Here is a 15,853-nt window from a genome sequence, read left to right as displayed (position 1 = left end):
CATTAATATAAGGAGGTGCCTGGGAATGAAACTTCATGAATTAAAACCTGCAGAAGGTTCTCGTAAAGTACGTAACCGTGTCGGTCGTGGTATCGGTTCTGGTAACGGTAAAACTGCTGGTAAAGGTCATAAAGGACAAAACGCACGTTCTGGTGGCGGTGTTCGTCTTGGCTTCGAAGGTGGTCAAACTCCATTATTCCGTCGTTTACCAAAACGCGGCTTCACAAACATTAACCGTAAAGAGTTTACTATTGTAAACTTATCAACGTTAAATCGTTTTGAAGATGGTACAGAAGTAACACCTGAATTATTGCTGGAAACTGGCGTTATCAGCAAGTTAAACGACGGTGTTAAAATTCTTGCAAGCGGAGCAGTAGAGAAAAAATTAACTGTTAAAGCGCACAAGTTCTCTTCAAGTGCTAAAGAAGCAATTGAAGCAGCTGGCGGATCAGTTGAGGTGATCTAATGTTTCGTACAATCTCCAACTTTATGCGCGTTGCTGAGATAAGACGTAAAATATTATTCACTTTAGCGATGTTAATCGTATTCAGGATTGGCACGTTTATCCCAGTGCCATTTACAAATGGAGACGTACTGAAAGCACAAGATCAATTAAATGCCTTAGGTATCCTAAATACATTTGGCGGTGGCGCCTTGAAAAACTTCTCCATCTTCGCGATGGGAATCATGCCGTATATTACAGCATCCATCATCGTGCAATTATTGCAGATGGATGTTGTTCCTAAATTTTCGGAATGGTCGAAGCAAGGTGAAATGGGCCGTCGTAAACTAACGCAATTCACGCGTTACTTTACAATTGTTCTTGCGTTTATTCAGGGGTTTGGTATGTCAATCGGTTTTAACGGTATGGTAGGTGGGCAATTAATTTTGAATCCTGGTTGGAGCACTTATTTATACATTGCTACGGTACTGACTGCTGGTACTGCATTTTTAATGTGGTTAGGTGAACAGATTACAGCTAAAGGTGTAGGTAATGGTATTTCCATTCTTATCTTTGGTGGTATTGCCGCAGCGATCCCAAGTGTTATATCTCAAGTGTATCAACAACAGTTTCAAAATATCGGAGATCAATTGTTCATGAGTATCGTTAAAGTTGTATTGATCTTACTAGCTGTGCTAGCGGTTATTGTTGGTGTTATTTTCATTCAACAGGCTGTTAGAAAGATCCCAATTCAATATGCGAAGCGTGTAACAGGAGCGAATGGGAATCATGCTGGAGCACAAAACACTCATTTACCACTTAAGGTAAATAGTGCGGGTGTTATTCCAGTCATTTTTGCTGTTTCATTCTTAATTACACCTCCAACTATTGCACAGTTCTTCCCGAAACATGATGTATCGCAGTGGATTATTGCAAACTTTAACTATTCTCACCCAGTGGGAATGATCATATATGTTGCGCTCATTGTAGCCTTCACATATTTCTATGCATTTGTTCAGGTTAATCCAGAGCAAATGTCAGAGAATCTAAATAAGCAAGGTGGATATGTTCCAGGTATTCGTCCGGGTAAGAATACGGAACAATATTTAACAAAAATCTTGTATCGTTTGACCTTTGTAGGATCAATTTTCCTAGCAGCGATTGCAATCTTACCAGTTATCTTTACGAAATTGGGAAATCTTCCTCCATCTGCACAGATCGGTGGAACGAGTATGTTAATCGTTGTCGGCGTTGCTTTAGAAACAATGAAGCAGCTAGAAAGCCAACTGGTAAAACGCCATTACAAAGGGTTTATCAAGCAATGAGTAAGTGGGAAGGCTTGTCTTCCCTACATGCTCATGTACTGAGGGGGAACAAGGATGAACTTAATTTTAATGGGGCTTCCTGGTGCTGGTAAAGGTACACAAGCCGAACAGATTGTTGCCAAGTATAACATCCCTCACATCTCAACAGGAGATATGTTCCGTGCAGCTATGAAGGCTGAAACTGAAATGGGTTTACAAGCAAAATCTTTTATTGATAAAGGTGCTCTTGTTCCAGATGAAGTTACAATCGGAATCGTTCGTGAACGTTTAAGTCAAGAAGACTGTGTAAAAGGATTCTTATTAGATGGTTTCCCACGAACTGTTGCACAAGCATCAGCTCTTGAAGAGATTATGAAAGATCTTGGCAAAAAAATCGACTATGTTTTAAACATTAATGTGGATTCAGGGTTGTTATTAAAACGCCTTACAGGCCGTCGCATTTGTAAAGAGTGCGGTGCGACTTACCACTTAGAATTCAATCCACCAGCAAACGCTGATGTGTGCGATAAATGTGGTGGCGATTTATATCAACGCTCTGATGACAATGAAGAAACTGTAGCAAATCGTTTAGATGTAAATATTAAGCAAACAAAACCTTTGCTTGATTTCTATGAGGAGCTTGGTTACTTGCAAAGCATTAATGGTGAGCAAGACATCAATAAAGTATTTGCTGATATCGATGTTCTCATCGGAGGCTTAGCGTAATGATCATCTGCAAAACTCCTCGCGAGATAGAAATCATGCGAGAAGCTGGCAGGATCGTTGCTTTAACTCATCAAGAGTTGAAACAGCATATTACTCCAGGAATTACAACGAAAGAGCTCGATCAAATAGCGGAAAAGACGATTCAAAAATATGGTGCTACGCCATCTTTTAAAGGATACAACGGATTTCCGGGGAGCATATGTGCTTCTGTAAATGAAGAGCTTGTACACGGAATTCCAGGGAAGCGAAAGCTCGAAGAGGGCGATATCATCAGTATCGATATTGGTGCGAAATACAATGGGTACCATGGAGATTCTGCATGGACGTATCCAGTTGGAAACATTTCTGAATCTGTTCAAAAGCTACTTGATGTCACAGAAAAATCGTTGTATCTTGGTTTAGAACAAGTAAAACCAGGCGAAAGATTATCAAATATCTCACATGCGGTTCAAACCCATGCTGAAGAGAACGGATTCTCGATCGTTAGGGAGTATGTTGGTCACGGAATCGGGCAAGACTTACATGAGGACCCTCAAATCCCGCACTATGGTCCTCCAAATAGAGGCCCTAGATTAAAGCCGGGAATGGTCATCTGTGTTGAGCCGATGGTGAATCAAGGAAGACGATATGTAAAAACACTATCTGATGACTGGACAGTGGTAACGGTAGATGGTAAATGGTGTGCCCATTTTGAGCACACGATTGCTCTTACAGAAGCAGGATACGAAATCCTTACCACTTTATAAGTAGCTGGCTCTCCGGAATTTCAGAGCAGTGTAAAATGTTACTGATTTGAAGAAGGGAGAACTATTGAATGGCTAAAGATGATGTAATTGAAGTCGAAGGTACCGTTCTTGAAACGTTGCCAAATGCTATGTTCAAAGTAGAATTAGAGAATGGGCATGTCGTATTGGCTCACGTTTCTGGTAAAATCCGTATGAACTTCATTCGTATTTTACCAGGAGACAAAGTTACGGTAGAATTATCTCCGTACGATTTAAATCGTGGTCGTATTACGTACCGTTTTAAATAATATAGCACTCCGTAATCTTTAAGGAGGTTCGAGACATGAAAGTAAGACCGTCAGTTAAACCAATCTGCGAAAAATGTAAAGTTATTCGTAGACGTGGAAAAGTAATGGTTATTTGTGAAAACCCTAAACATAAACAAAAACAAGGTTAATCAGAAGGAGGTGCATTCAGAATGGCACGTATCGCAGGTGTAGATATTCCTCGAGACAAACGCGTTGTTATTTCTTTAACTTACGTATTCGGCATTGGTCGCACAACTGCTGAAAAAATTCTTACTGAAGCTGGTATTTCTTCAGAAACACGAGTTCGTGATTTAACGGAAGACGAACTAGGACGTATCCGTGATGTTATCGATAGCATTAAAGTTGAGGGAGACCTTCGTCGTGAAGTATCTCTTAACATTAAACGTCTAATGGAGATCGGTTCTTACCGTGGTCTTCGTCACCGTCGTGGTTTACCAGTTCGTGGTCAAAACTCTAAAAACAATGCTCGTACACGTAAAGGTCCACGTCGTACAGTAGCAAATAAAAAGAAATAATAAGTAAAGGAGGTTGAACTAACAATGGCACGTAAAACAAACACTCGTAAAAAACGTGTGAAAAAGAATATTGAAGCTGGTATAGCTCATATTCGTTCTACTTTCAACAACACAATCGTAACACTTACAGATACTCATGGTAACGCACTTTCTTGGTCTAGTGCTGGTGCACTTGGTTTCCGTGGATCTCGTAAGTCTACTCCATTCGCTGCGCAAATGGCTGCTGAAGCTGCTGCTAAAGTTGCAATGGAGCACGGTTTAAAAACTTTAGAGGTTACTGTTAAAGGTCCTGGTGCTGGTCGTGAAGCTGCAATTCGTGCTCTTCAAGCTGCAGGTCTAGAAGTAACAGCAATTAGAGATGTTACTCCAGTTCCTCATAATGGATGTCGTCCACCAAAACGTCGTCGTGTGTAATTTTTCTGTATAGAATTTTCCCTTTTGTCTATAATGGATATGATGCATTATCGAGAAATTTCGTACAGAAACATCGCTTGTTGTGCACAATCGGGAACTGCCTAAGGGGGACTTTCGGTTAATCAAAGGGGTATACCTTTGTTTAACCGGGGTTTCGACGTTTTGAAGGAGGGTTTAGTTAATGATTGAAATCGAAAAGCCGAAAATCGAAACGGTTGAACTTAACGAAGATGCTAAATATGGTAAATTCGTAATTGAACCGCTTGAGCGTGGATATGGTACTACTTTGGGTAACTCCTTACGTCGTATTCTTTTATCCTCACTCCCTGGTGCCGCTGTTACTGCTATCCAAATCGATGGCGTATTACATGAATTTTCAACAGTTGAGGGCGTAGTAGAAGACGTTACGACGATCATCTTAAACTTGAAAAAGTTAGCTCTTAAAATCTACTCTGAAGAAGAGAAGACGTTGGAAATTGATGTGCAGGGCGAAGGTATTGTCACAGCTGCTGATATTACTCACGATAGTGATGTAGAAATCTTAAATCCAGATTTACACATTGCAACGTTAGCAAAGGATGCGCATTTCCGCGTGCGTTTAACTGCAAAGCGTGGCCGTGGGTATACGCCAGCTGATGCAAATAAAAGCGAAGATCAACCAATAGGAGTAATTCCTATTGATTCTATTTATACTCCAGTATCACGTGTAACTTACCAAGTGGAAAAGACACGTGTCGGACAAGTGGCTAATTATGATAAGCTTACGCTTGATGTATGGACGGATGGAAGCATCGGGCCAAAAGAAGCTATCTCTTTAGGGGCCAAAATCTTAACTGAGCATTTAAATATCTTTGTTGGTTTAACTGATGAAGCACAAAATGCTGAGATTATGGTCGAGAAGGAAGAAGATCAAAAAGAGAAAGTTCTTGAGATGACTATCGAAGAACTAGATCTTTCTGTTCGTTCTTATAATTGCCTAAAACGTGCAGGAATTAATACTGTACAAGAGCTTGCGAACAAAACAGAAGAAGATATGATGAAAGTTCGTAACTTAGGACGTAAATCCTTAGAAGAAGTTAAACATAAACTTGAGGAATTAGGTTTAGGTTTACGTAAAGACGACTGAGGATTTAAACCCATCAACAAAGGAGGGAACTACGAATGGCATACAGAAAATTAGGCCGTACAAGTGCGCAACGTAAAGCTATGTTACGTGATTTAGCTACTGATTTAATTATCAACGAGCGCATCCAAACGACAGAAACTCGTGCAAAAGAACTTCGTTCTGTAGTGGAAAAAATGATCACTTTAGGTAAACGCGGAGATCTTCACGCTCGTCGTCAAGCAGCAGCTTTCATTCGCAATGAAGTTGCTAACGCTGAGACTGGTCAAGATGCACTTCAAAAATTATTCGCTGATGTAGCTCCACGCTATGCTGAGCGCCAAGGCGGATACACTCGTATTGCAAAAATTGGTCCACGTCGCGGAGACGCAGCACCAATGGTAATTATCGAGTTAGTATAATGATAATTAAAAGGGCAGGACAGTTCTTTTCAAGTAACTGGTCATGGCCCTTTTTTTTTAAATATAAAAAAGGCTAACTTGGCGAAGGAAAGGGTGCCTTGTATTGAAAAAAGAGAAACTTCGGACAGAAAATGTATCATTTCAATATCCTGGGGCAGCCTCGTATGCATTAAAAGATGTTTCGTTTTCCTTATATGAAGGAGAATGGGTATCTGTTATCGGACAAAATGGTTCAGGTAAATCTACACTTGCAAAATTATTGAATGGTTTGTTTTTGCCGGAATCAGGGACAATTACTGTAAATGATACAATGGTTTTATCAGAAGAAACGGTATGGGATGTTCGAAAACAAATTGGAATGGTATTTCAAAATCCAGATAATCAATTTGTTGGAACGACAGTACAAGATGACGTTGTATTTGGCTTAGAAAATATCGGAATGCCAAGGGAACAGATGGTAGAAAGATTAGAACAAGCCCTGCGACTTGTCCGTATGGAAGATTTTCTTAATGATGAGCCCCATTCGTTATCTGGTGGGCAAAAGCAGCGAGTTGCAATAGCAGGTGTTTTAGCACTTCAGCCATCTATTTTAATACTAGATGAAGCAACGTCAATGTTAGACCCTCAAGGGAGACGTGAAGTAGTAGAAACGGTTAGACAGCTTGTTAATCAAAAAGGTATTACCGTATTATCAATTACGCACGATTTAGAAGAAGCGGCACAGTCAGACCGTGTCATTATTTTAAACAAGGGAGAAATATTAGAGGAAGGGACCCCAAAGCAAATTTTCAAGTCCTCTCATATGCTCCAAGAAATTGGGTTAGATGTACCTTTTTCAGTAAAAATAGCAGAATTATTAAAAAGAAGTGAAATTCTTTTGCAAAATACGCATCTTACAATGGAAAGTTTGGTGAACGAACTTTGGAGATTACATTCCAAAAAGTAGAACATCGTTATCAATATAAAACTCCATTTGAAAGACGCGCGCTTTATGATGTAGACGTGTCGTTTCCAAGTGGAGGCTATTATGCCATTATCGGTCATACTGGTTCAGGTAAGTCGACGATGATTCAACATTTAAATGGTTTATTGCAGCCGACAAATGGTACGGTTCAAATTGGTGAACATTTAATTTCAGCAGGGAAGAAAGAGAAGAAGCTTAAGCCACTACGAAAAAAAGTAGGGGTTGTCTTTCAGTTCCCAGAACATCAGTTATTTGAAGAGACAGTGGAGAAAGATATTTGTTTTGGGCCTACTAATTTCGGTTTATCTGAAGAAGTGGCAAAGCAAAAGGCAAAAGATGCCATTCAGCTTGTTGGATTGGATATAGAGTTATTAGCACGTTCTCCGTTTGAATTAAGCGGTGGGCAAATGAGGCGTGTTGCAATAGCGGGCGTACTTGCGATGGAACCCGAAGTACTTGTATTAGATGAACCTACAGCGGGGCTTGATCCGAAAGGACAGCACGAGCTTATGGAGATGTTTTATAGTTTGCATAAGGAGCAGGGGCTTACAGTCATTCTTGTTACCCATAATATGGAGGATGCCGCTAAGTATGCAGATCAAATTGTGGTCATGCATAAAGGAACGGTCTTTTTGCAAGGAAGTGCAGAGGAAGTATTTTCACATGCTGATGAACTAGAACAAATTGGTGTGGACCTTCCGATGTCTTTAAAGTATAAACGTGCAATTGAAGAGAAGTTTGGTATTTCAATTCCAAAGGCTACCTTATCTTTAGAGGATCTTACTCATGAAGTTGTACAGGTGTTACGAAAAGGTGGTCATGAATCATGCAGCAGTTGATTATTGGGAGATACATTCCAGGTAAGTCACTCATTCATCAACTTGATCCTCGTACGAAGCTGTTGATTGTCTTTTTATATGTATTTGTTGTTTTCTTAGCAAATAATGCGATTTCATATGGATTTTTATTTTTATATGCACTCATTGCTTTATTTTTTGCAAAAGTGCCGATTCGTTATGTACTTTCGGGCTTAAAACCAATTTTATGGATTTTTCTTTTTACATTTTTCCTGCATATCTTCACAACTAAAGAAGGGGATGTACTATTCCAGCTTGGTTGGTTTTCAATACATGAAAAGGGATTAGAGCAAGGGATATACATTTCTATACGATTCTTTGTTATTATTTTAATGACGACATTATTAACGTTAACAACGACACCTATTGAGATTACAGATGGTTTGGAGACGTTATTAAAGCCGTTGAAGCGTATAAAGGTTCCTGTTCATGAAATCGCATTAATGATGTCTATTTCTCTTCGTTTTATTCCGACATTAATGGATGAAACGAGTAAAATTATGAAAGCACAAGCGTCACGTGGTATTGATTTTGCTGGAGGTCCGATAAAAGATAGGATGAAGGCAATTATTTCACTACTCGTTCCACTTTTTATTAGTGCTTTTAAGCGTGCTGAGGATTTAGCAATTGCGATGGAAGCACGTGGATATCGAAATGGTGAAGGACGAACTAAATTTAGGCAACTACGCTGGAAAATGAGCGATACAGTAACAATTATAAGTTTACTTTGTCTAGCTTGTATTTTAGTATGGTTGCGATTGTAATGGAGAACGGAAAGATGGAAAGAATAAAATGTACAGTTGCATATGATGGCATGCATTTTTGTGGTTACCAAATTCAACCACAGCATCGTACTGTTCAACAAGAAATAGAGAAGGCATTACAGAAATTGCATAAGGGTGAACTTGTTCGTGTTCAGGCATCAGGCAGAACGGATTCTACCGTTCATGCGAAAGGACAAGTCATACACTTTGATACACCTTTGTCTCTTGAAGAGTGGCAATGGAGTAATGCTTTAAACACAATGTTGCCAGATGATATTGTTATCAGGCAAGTAGAGAAGAAAACAGAAGAATTTCATGCACGTTACGGTGTTGAGAGAAAAGAATATCGTTATCGTGTATTATTATCAAAGACTGCGGATGTATTCCGTAGAAATTACGTATATCAATATCCATATCCGCTTGAAATAAACTCTATAAGAAAAGCGATTCCTTATTTTATTGGAACGCATGATTTCACTTCTTTTTGTTCGGCAAAAACTGACAAAAAAGATAAAGTGCGAACAATTTTTGAAATCGAGTTAATTGAGCAAGATGATGAATTAATTTTTCGTTTTGTAGGTAATGGATTTTTATATAATATGGTCAGAATTATTGTTGGTACGTTACTTAACGTAGGGCAAGGAAAGCTTGATCCTGATAGCATTCCAGAGATTTTAGCAAAACAAAATCGCCAGTTTGCTGGAAAGATGGCTCCAGGTCATGGACTTTACTTATGGCAAGTAAACTATAACAACTAATCCTGGTGTAACATTTGCTTGACATTAGAAACTCAAAAGTATATCATAACATATGGTATTGTTTCTAAAACCACGATTAGCCCCGGAAGGAAATCGTGTTTAAGATAAACAATAGATTTTTTCTATGGAAAAGATAACGAGGAGGGAAACACATGCGTACGACTTTTATGGCAAAAGCTAACGAAGTTGAGCGTAAATGGTATGTGGTTGATGCTGAAGGTCAAACTTTAGGTCGCCTATCTACTGAAGTAGCATCCATTTTACGTGGTAAAAACAAACCTACATTTACACCACACGTTGACACGGGTGATCATGTAATTATTATTAACGCTGAGAAAATTCATTTAACAGGTAATAAATTAAACGATAAAATTTACTACCGTCACACTAACCACCCAGGTGGACTTAAGCAAAGAACAGCTCTAGAAATGCGTACGAACTACCCTGTACAAATGTTAGAGCTTGCAATTAAAGGGATGCTTCCAAAAGGACGTTTAGGACGTCAAGTATCTAAGAAATTAAACGTGTATGCTGGAGCAGAGCATCCACACCAAGCACAAAAACCAGAAGTTTACGAACTTCGCGGATAATTAATTAAAGGAGGGCTTACTTTGGCACAGGTTCAATACTATGGCACTGGACGTCGTAAGAGTTCAGTAGCGCGCGTACGCCTAGTTCCAGGCGAAGGACGCGTTATCATTAACGGTCGTGATTTTGAAAACTATATCCCATTTGCTGCATTACGTGAAGTAGTTAAACAACCTCTAGTTGCAACAGAAACTTTAGGTAACTACGATGTACTTGTAAACGTAAATGGTGGTGGATACACTGGTCAAGCTGGTGCTATTCGTCACGGTATTTCTCGCGCTTTATTAAAAGCTGATCCAGAATACCGTCTAACACTAAAACGTGCAGGTCTATTAACTCGTGACGCACGTATGAAAGAGCGTAAAAAATACGGTCTTAAAGGCGCACGTCGTGCACCTCAGTTCTCAAAACGTTAATTTTTGCGAACTACAAACCTCAACCATTTTGGTTGGGGTTTTTTTATGTTTAATTCCTCTTATTTATTTTTGAAGTTTGGAATATTTTAGTGCTACCGTCCCGCGTATGCTTCTTCTTTAGAAGTTTAGACTAATACGTATTAGGGAGGTTTTATAAGTACTATGAATGTCATTGTCAGCTTAAAAGAAAAACAAAAAGAAAAGCAATTAAAATACGAGCGGAAGATGCTACGAGAATTATCATTAAAAACGTTGCGTTCAAATATTCGTGATGCCTTTCACATGCAAGAGCTTCATCGTCAGTATGAAGATTACTGTATTGAACTAGGAATAGAATCTTATTTATTAGGAGCGAGATACAGTAAGTTTGGTTATTATGGCGAATCGTTCTTTGATGTGAAATATAGGGCTTTAGAAGAAGAGCAACAATTAACGGAAACACTATTTCAATTTTTAACGAGTATGACTATACGAGAAATTAAGTTAAAAGATGAGGAATTACTTTTTGAATCTTGTCAGCAGTTTATCGGATTGTGGTGGCAGGAAGGATATGAAAAAGGTGAAAGAAGATATCGTTTAAAGCTACATTAAGACAAGCATAAACTTTCCTCTTGTCCCATATAAGTAATTAGAGGGACTAGCTGGAGGAGGAAAGGTATGAAGAGAATTCGAATTATCTCTTTTGCGCTCGCTGCGGTTGTTTTGTTTTTTTTAGTCAAACAAGAATTTCAAATTACAAAATCGTGGCGAGCGTGGAATTTACCCTTATCAGGGAAAGTAATTGTATTAGACGCAGGGCATGGTGGACCAGACGGAGGAGCTGTTGGTGGAAAGGATATTATAGAAAAAGACATAACTCTTGAAATTACAAAAAAAGTGCAAGATTATTTGCAAGAGCAAGGTGCATTAGTTATTTTGACACGTGAAGGAGATTATGATTTAGCTAACAAAGATACAAAGTCGTACAGTAGACGTAAAGCAGAGGATTTAAGAAGACGTGTGGAGATTATTAATAAGCCAGATGTCGATTTCTTTGCAAGTATTCATTTAAATGCATTAACTAGTAGTGGTTCTAAAGGAGCACAAACGTTCTACTATCGTTCTTTAACTGAAAATGAACGTGCTGCGAAGTTTATACAAGCTGAATTGAGAACGAGTTTAGAAAATACGAACCGTTCTGCTAAAACGATTTCTCATGTGTATTTATTAAAGTATGCGAAAACACCAGGCGCTTTAATTGAAGCTGGATTTTTATCGAATGTGAACGAAAGGTATATGTTAAATTCGGAAAAATATCAGCAAAAGGTAGCGGCTGCCGTATATCGAGGTATATTGCGTTATTTCACGGAAAAAGGAAATCCTCCAGAATAAGGGGGATTTTTTGAGTTTCTCTCGTTAACGAAGTTTTCGGAAAATATGTTATACTGAAAATGTAAACGCATTTATTTCAAGGATAAAGAGAGATAAATTCAATTAACATTACGTTATTTTTCATACAGGGGGCTGGGCTAATTATGGTAACGAAAGAGCAAGTAGTGGAAGCGTTAGAAGGGATTGTAGATCCGTTTTTACATAAAACGTTAAAAGAAACAAATGCAATTAAAGAGGTAACAGTCAAGCCGGAGAAGGAACATGTGAGTGTTAAAATTGCAATTGTAAAAACAGGTACTGCGGAACAAATGCAGTTGCAGTCGGGCATCGTAAAGTTAGTGAAGGAACTTGGGGCAGCAACAGTTGGACTTCGTTTTGCAGAATTTACAGAAGAGGAATTAGCTCAGTTTGTACCACCGCAAGAAGAAGAGCAAATTGAATCTTTATTGTCACCGAATTCAAAAACGACATTTTTAGCAGTTGCGAGTGGAAAAGGTGGAGTGGGAAAATCAACAGTCTCCGTTAACCTTGCCATTGCTTTAGCTCGTCTAGGGAAAAAAGTTGGTATCATTGATGCGGATATTTACGGTTTTAGTGTACCTGATATGATGGGGATAGAAAAACGTCCTATTGTAAGAGGAGATAAAATAATCCCAGTGGAGCGTCTAGGTGTAAAAGTAATCTCAATGGGATTCTTTGTGGAAGATAATGCACCGGTTATTTGGAGAGGACCTATGCTTGGGAAAATGTTAAATCATTTCTTCACAGAAGTAGAATGGGGTGATTTAGATTACTTAGTATTAGATTTACCGCCAGGTACAGGTGATGTTGCGCTAGACTTGCATTCCATGTTGCCGGCTTGTAAAGAGATTATAGTAACGACGCCTCATCCAACAGCGGCATTTGTAGCAGCGCGTGCTGGAGCGATGGCTTTGCGCACTGAACACAGTATTCTTGGTGTCGTTGAAAATATGGCGTATTTTGAAAGTAAAGTAACTGGTGAGAAGGAGTATGTATTTGGAAGAGGTGGAGGAGATAAATTAGCTGCCGAATTACAAACAGATGTAATAGGCCGCATTCCACTTCAACAACCTGATTGGAATAAAGAAGACTTCGCTCCTTCAGTATATGAAGATACGCATACAACGGGGATTATTTATCGCACGATAGCTGAAACAGTAATTGATAAAACAGCTGTCGCGCAAAAATAAAATAATAATGAGTGGACGATATATATTGTCCACTCATTATTATAGTTATTATTTTTTACTGTTGTTCCTTACTCCCGCTTTGGGAGCCACCTTCGCCACCTGCATCTTTTTTATCAGAGCCACCTTTTTCAGCCTTTTGCACACCTTTACTAATAATATCAATCATCTTAGCTTGGAAGAGTGGGCTTTCAGTAGTTTCTGTTAGTACTTGTTGTAAATATTGACGGTATTCTTTACTCTTCATTGTTTGCAACATCATTTTTTCTACTTCAGGGTTTTTCATGATCTCTATAACGCCTGCTTGGTATTCAGGGTCTTTTAGTAAGGTTTTCATTAAGTTTGTTTGTTCTTTCCCCATACTCTTAGCGAATTTCGATGAGAACTCAGGGTCTTTAAAGAGCTTTTCCCAGAATTGCTGCCCTTTGTCGGATACCATTGCATCTTCAATCGTTTTCTTTACTACTGTTTCATCTAGTATGAGTGCTTGTTTCATTTTTTCATCAGTTAATACATCTTGAATGGCCTTCTTACCTTGATCAGTTTTTAAAATATCAACAATCATTTTCTTTGTTTGATCGTAATCTAATTCGGATTTCGTTTCTTTTCCTTGTGCACATGCTACAAGTGCAATAAGTAGAAAAGAAGAAACGAAAACGAGTAGTATCCGTTTCATAAGTTGGAACTCCTTTCAGCACAGTTCTCTCTTTTTAATATAAATATCTTTAAGGAATTTATACATGAACATGGCTAGCTTTTTGAAATTGTCATTGATACAATTTAATTAGAAATATAAGGATAATGGGGGATGTGTTGTGAATAGCCGCAAGTGGGTACGACTATTTTTAACGACGTTGTTTCTTGGTGGAGTCAGCACGGTTATTATTGGGTTTGTTTTGGAGTGGGACAAGTACGATAAATTTTTTCAAAATTTCGACGTAAAGGAGATTCTAGCAGTTTCTTTCTGGTTGATGGGTGTAGGGTTTATTTTTAGTGTTATAAGTCAAATGGGGTTCTTTGCCTACTTAACGATTCATCGTTTTGGACTAGGTATGTTCCGATCGTCATCTTTATGGAATGTAGTCCAGCTCTTCTTTATTGCATTCGTTTTATTTGATTTTGTGTATTTAAGATCTGTACTCATTGCAAATGGAGAAGTTTCATTAGGGAATAACATACTTGTTGCTGGAATATTATTTGTGTTTGGAGCGATTGTTGCTTATATAAAAAGTAAAGAAACAAATAAAAAAGCATTTGTGCCTGCCCTGTTCTTTATGGTTGTTGTAACAATTCTTGAATGGGTGCCAGCATTAAGGATTAATGATACAGATTGGTTATATTTAATGGTTATACCACTTTTATTATGTAATGCATATCAGTTACTTATATTACATCGTTTAATCGGAAAAACGAGTAAAGCTGCTTAATTGAAAAGTACTTTTGAATTTTTACGCAGCGATAGTTATACTACGAGAAATAGTGAGATGGAAATAGCTCTATTACCTTTCGATAAGGTAATAGAGCTATTTATGTGTAAAGGGTAGCAGAAAAGAAACTACTTCACATCTTCACTTTTCGTACTTGTGTTGGAAATGAGTTGTGATACGGATATTTGTTGATATCCGTCACTCTTTAACTTTTGTAGAAGTAGCGGTAAAGCTTTATTTGTTTGAAGAGCAGAATCAGATGCGTGTAATAAGACAATATCTCCACCCTTCAAATTATTAGAGACAGTGGAAACGATAGTATTTACACCTGGATTTTTCCAATCATTTGAATTATTACTCCAATGAACGACAGTGTATCCGAGCGATTCTGCGATTTTAAGAGTTGCTTTGTTGAATTCACCACTAGGTGGACGCAATAGCTTGACTTGTTTTACGCCAAGTTTCGTAAAAACATCTTGGGCTCGTAAAAGATCTCTTCTTATTTCATTTGGCTCTAGAGAAGTGTAAGACGTGTAATTATAACCCATACTACCGATTTCATGTCCATCTTTCATGATACGTTCGACGATATCGGGGTGTCTTTCGGCCCATGCAGCAGAAAGGAAGAAGGTTGCATTCTTAATTTCTCTTTCTTTGAGTGTCTCAAGGATTGGAATCGCTTTTTTGTCTCCCCAACTAATATCAAACGTGAACGCAACTTGTTTTTTAGCAGTATCTCCTTTGTAAATTACCTTAGGACCTGTAGCAGTTGAAAAAGCAGATTCATGTGAATATGTTTTTAAAAAGAGTAGCCATGCTGTAAATAAGGAAAGTATCACTATTAAGCTAATGTGTTTAAAAGTTCTTTTGCTCGTAATAAAAAAGAAAAACATAATATTACGCCCCTTTGTCCAATCCTTTTCAGTTACATATATGCTTTAAATATAAAAAAGAGAACAAGGGATTAATATCGTAAGTGGTGGATATAATGAATGATAGGATTTTGATGATTTGTTTTTGATAAGTAAAAATGAGCGGAACTTGTATTGCTCTGTAAGGAATGATTGAGGTGATGATTTGCTTGGGCTTATGTTGACGAAAGAAGAGAAAAAAGAAATGGAATACATATTGAAGAGAGAGTTAGAGGAACTTTTATTTGATTTTGAAGATGAGCGTATTCATGAGGTTGTAAAAAAAGCGATGGAAGAAAGATATAAAATCATTTTTTGTTTATTTCGAAGAGTTGCTAACGCAGAAGAATGTATTCGTTATGTAAGAAAAAGAATTTTTTATTAAAAAGTGTTGACGTTAATGATTAGTATATGGTAAATTAATAAACGTCGCTGATGCGGAAACGCAGAAAACGACAAGAAAGAAATTGAAAAACTTAGTTGACATCGAAAAACGAAGATGTTAACATAAGGAAGTCGCAAATGAGCGACTAAGTAGTTCTTTGAAAACTGAACGAAACAAACAACGTGAAACGTCAATTTTTATTTTTAGATGCTAGACAAACTAACT

Annotated in this window: 23 protein-coding genes; 21 read left to right on the top strand and 2 right to left on the bottom strand. The window is 38.0% G+C overall.

Going from position 1 to position 15,853, the window contains the following annotated elements:
- Positions 1 to 25 precede the first annotated feature (25 nt).
- The 19 genes from rplO to JDS98_RS27725 all read left to right on the top strand — a co-directional run bounded on the left by rplO (position 26) and on the right by JDS98_RS27725 (position 12,908).
- On the top strand, positions 26 to 466 hold the full coding sequence (gene rplO / locus JDS98_RS27815; RefSeq protein ID WP_000766083.1) for a 50S ribosomal protein L15: 441 nt from the start codon (positions 26 to 28) through the stop codon (positions 464 to 466).
- Positions 466 to 1,767 carry a preprotein translocase subunit SecY gene (gene secY, locus JDS98_RS27810; protein WP_000490120.1) on the top strand — a complete coding sequence of 434 codons (1,302 nt, stop codon included), beginning with the start codon at positions 466 to 468 and terminating at the stop codon, positions 1,765 to 1,767. Before rplO ends, secY begins: the two co-directional genes overlap by 1 nt.
- 54 nt (positions 1,768 to 1,821) lie before the next feature.
- Positions 1,822 to 2,472, top strand: coding sequence for an adenylate kinase (locus tag JDS98_RS27805; protein WP_001048990.1), 651 nt, complete (start codon positions 1,822 to 1,824; stop codon positions 2,470 to 2,472).
- Positions 2,472 to 3,218 carry a type I methionyl aminopeptidase gene (gene map / locus JDS98_RS27800; RefSeq protein ID WP_000582534.1) on the top strand — a complete coding sequence of 249 codons (747 nt, stop codon included), beginning with the start codon at positions 2,472 to 2,474 and terminating at the stop codon, positions 3,216 to 3,218. Before JDS98_RS27805 ends, map begins: the two co-directional genes overlap by 1 nt.
- 68 nt (positions 3,219 to 3,286) lie before the next feature.
- The gene (gene infA / locus JDS98_RS27795; protein ID WP_001029884.1) at positions 3,287 to 3,505 is read left to right on the top strand and encodes a translation initiation factor IF-1; all 219 of its coding nucleotides are present in this window, start codon (positions 3,287 to 3,289) and stop codon (positions 3,503 to 3,505) included.
- 35 nt (positions 3,506 to 3,540) lie between these two features.
- Positions 3,541 to 3,654, top strand: coding sequence for a 50S ribosomal protein L36 (gene rpmJ / locus JDS98_RS27790; RefSeq protein ID WP_000868344.1), 114 nt, complete (start codon positions 3,541 to 3,543; stop codon positions 3,652 to 3,654).
- A 21-nt stretch (positions 3,655 to 3,675) separates the two neighbouring features.
- Positions 3,676 to 4,041: a 30S ribosomal protein S13 gene (gene rpsM / locus JDS98_RS27785; protein ID WP_000090793.1), complete on the top strand. Its 366-nt coding sequence runs from the start codon at positions 3,676 to 3,678 to the stop codon at positions 4,039 to 4,041.
- A 24-nt stretch (positions 4,042 to 4,065) separates the two neighbouring features.
- A complete protein-coding gene (gene rpsK / locus JDS98_RS27780) occupies positions 4,066 to 4,455 on the top strand; it encodes a 30S ribosomal protein S11 (protein WP_000101797.1) in 390 nt (129 codons plus the stop codon).
- 181 nt (positions 4,456 to 4,636) lie between these two features.
- The gene (locus JDS98_RS27775; RefSeq protein ID WP_000569643.1) at positions 4,637 to 5,581 is read left to right on the top strand and encodes a DNA-directed RNA polymerase subunit alpha; all 945 of its coding nucleotides are present in this window, start codon (positions 4,637 to 4,639) and stop codon (positions 5,579 to 5,581) included.
- Between the two features lie 35 nt (positions 5,582 to 5,616).
- Positions 5,617 to 5,979 carry a 50S ribosomal protein L17 gene (gene rplQ / locus JDS98_RS27770; RefSeq protein WP_000331490.1) on the top strand — a complete coding sequence of 121 codons (363 nt, stop codon included), beginning with the start codon at positions 5,617 to 5,619 and terminating at the stop codon, positions 5,977 to 5,979.
- 103 nt (positions 5,980 to 6,082) lie between these two features.
- Complete coding sequence (locus tag JDS98_RS27765; protein WP_000711788.1) at positions 6,083 to 6,925, top strand: energy-coupling factor ABC transporter ATP-binding protein; 843 nt, start codon at positions 6,083 to 6,085, stop codon at positions 6,923 to 6,925.
- Positions 6,901 to 7,782, top strand: a complete 882-nt coding sequence (locus tag JDS98_RS27760; protein ID WP_000406524.1) for an energy-coupling factor ABC transporter ATP-binding protein — start codon at positions 6,901 to 6,903, stop codon at positions 7,780 to 7,782. Before JDS98_RS27765 ends, JDS98_RS27760 begins: the two co-directional genes overlap by 25 nt.
- Positions 7,770 to 8,564 carry an energy-coupling factor transporter transmembrane component T family protein gene (locus JDS98_RS27755; protein WP_001186520.1) on the top strand — a complete coding sequence of 265 codons (795 nt, stop codon included), beginning with the start codon at positions 7,770 to 7,772 and terminating at the stop codon, positions 8,562 to 8,564. The genes JDS98_RS27760 and JDS98_RS27755 overlap by 13 nt, the downstream gene beginning before the upstream one ends.
- A 14-nt stretch (positions 8,565 to 8,578) precedes the next feature.
- Entirely contained in the window at positions 8,579 to 9,322 is a 744-nt protein-coding gene (truA, locus tag JDS98_RS27750; RefSeq protein WP_000439681.1) for a tRNA pseudouridine(38-40) synthase TruA, read from the top strand.
- Between the two features lie 152 nt (positions 9,323 to 9,474).
- On the top strand, positions 9,475 to 9,912 hold the full coding sequence (rplM, locus tag JDS98_RS27745) for a 50S ribosomal protein L13 (protein ID WP_001260795.1): 438 nt from the start codon (positions 9,475 to 9,477) through the stop codon (positions 9,910 to 9,912).
- A 21-nt stretch (positions 9,913 to 9,933) separates the two neighbouring features.
- On the top strand, positions 9,934 to 10,326 hold the full coding sequence (rpsI, locus tag JDS98_RS27740; protein ID WP_000079986.1) for a 30S ribosomal protein S9: 393 nt from the start codon (positions 9,934 to 9,936) through the stop codon (positions 10,324 to 10,326).
- 162 nt (positions 10,327 to 10,488) lie between these two features.
- Complete coding sequence (locus tag JDS98_RS27735) at positions 10,489 to 10,917, top strand: DUF2521 family protein (RefSeq protein ID WP_001101000.1); 429 nt, start codon at positions 10,489 to 10,491, stop codon at positions 10,915 to 10,917.
- Between the two features lie 66 nt (positions 10,918 to 10,983).
- Positions 10,984 to 11,697, top strand: coding sequence for an N-acetylmuramoyl-L-alanine amidase CwlD (gene cwlD, locus JDS98_RS27730; protein ID WP_000822443.1), 714 nt, complete (start codon positions 10,984 to 10,986; stop codon positions 11,695 to 11,697).
- 143 nt (positions 11,698 to 11,840) lie between these two features.
- The gene (locus tag JDS98_RS27725) at positions 11,841 to 12,908 is read left to right on the top strand and encodes an Mrp/NBP35 family ATP-binding protein (protein ID WP_000256618.1); all 1,068 of its coding nucleotides are present in this window, start codon (positions 11,841 to 11,843) and stop codon (positions 12,906 to 12,908) included.
- A 55-nt stretch (positions 12,909 to 12,963) separates the two neighbouring features.
- Here JDS98_RS27725 and gerD read toward each other — a convergent pair whose 3' ends face one another.
- Positions 12,964 to 13,581, bottom strand: a complete 618-nt coding sequence (gene gerD / locus JDS98_RS27720) for a spore germination lipoprotein GerD (protein ID WP_000821768.1) — start codon at positions 13,579 to 13,581, stop codon at positions 12,964 to 12,966.
- 139 nt (positions 13,582 to 13,720) lie between these two features.
- On the opposite strand from gerD, the gene kbaA reads away from it, so the two are divergent.
- Positions 13,721 to 14,332, top strand: coding sequence for a KinB signaling pathway activation protein KbaA (gene kbaA, locus JDS98_RS27715; protein ID WP_001088537.1), 612 nt, complete (start codon positions 13,721 to 13,723; stop codon positions 14,330 to 14,332).
- Between the two features lie 128 nt (positions 14,333 to 14,460).
- Here the strand turns inward: kbaA and pdaB are convergent, their stop codons facing one another.
- Positions 14,461 to 15,225, bottom strand: coding sequence for a polysaccharide deacetylase family sporulation protein PdaB (pdaB, locus tag JDS98_RS27710; protein ID WP_000464721.1), 765 nt, complete (start codon positions 15,223 to 15,225; stop codon positions 14,461 to 14,463).
- A gap of 184 nt (positions 15,226 to 15,409) precedes the next feature.
- Here pdaB and JDS98_RS27705 point away from each other — a divergent pair, with 184 nt between their 5' ends.
- Entirely contained in the window at positions 15,410 to 15,628 is a 219-nt protein-coding gene (locus JDS98_RS27705) for a hypothetical protein (protein WP_000901142.1), read from the top strand.
- The last annotated feature ends 225 nt before the right edge of the window (positions 15,629 to 15,853 follow it).

Origin of the sequence: Bacillus cereus group sp. N11, from assembly GCF_016483605.1 — a bacterium.
Classification (GTDB): domain Bacteria; phylum Bacillota; class Bacilli; order Bacillales; family Bacillaceae_G; genus Bacillus_A; species Bacillus_A toyonensis.
Note: the sequence above shows the minus strand (reverse complement) of the source record. Positions and strands in the feature narration are given on the sequence as shown.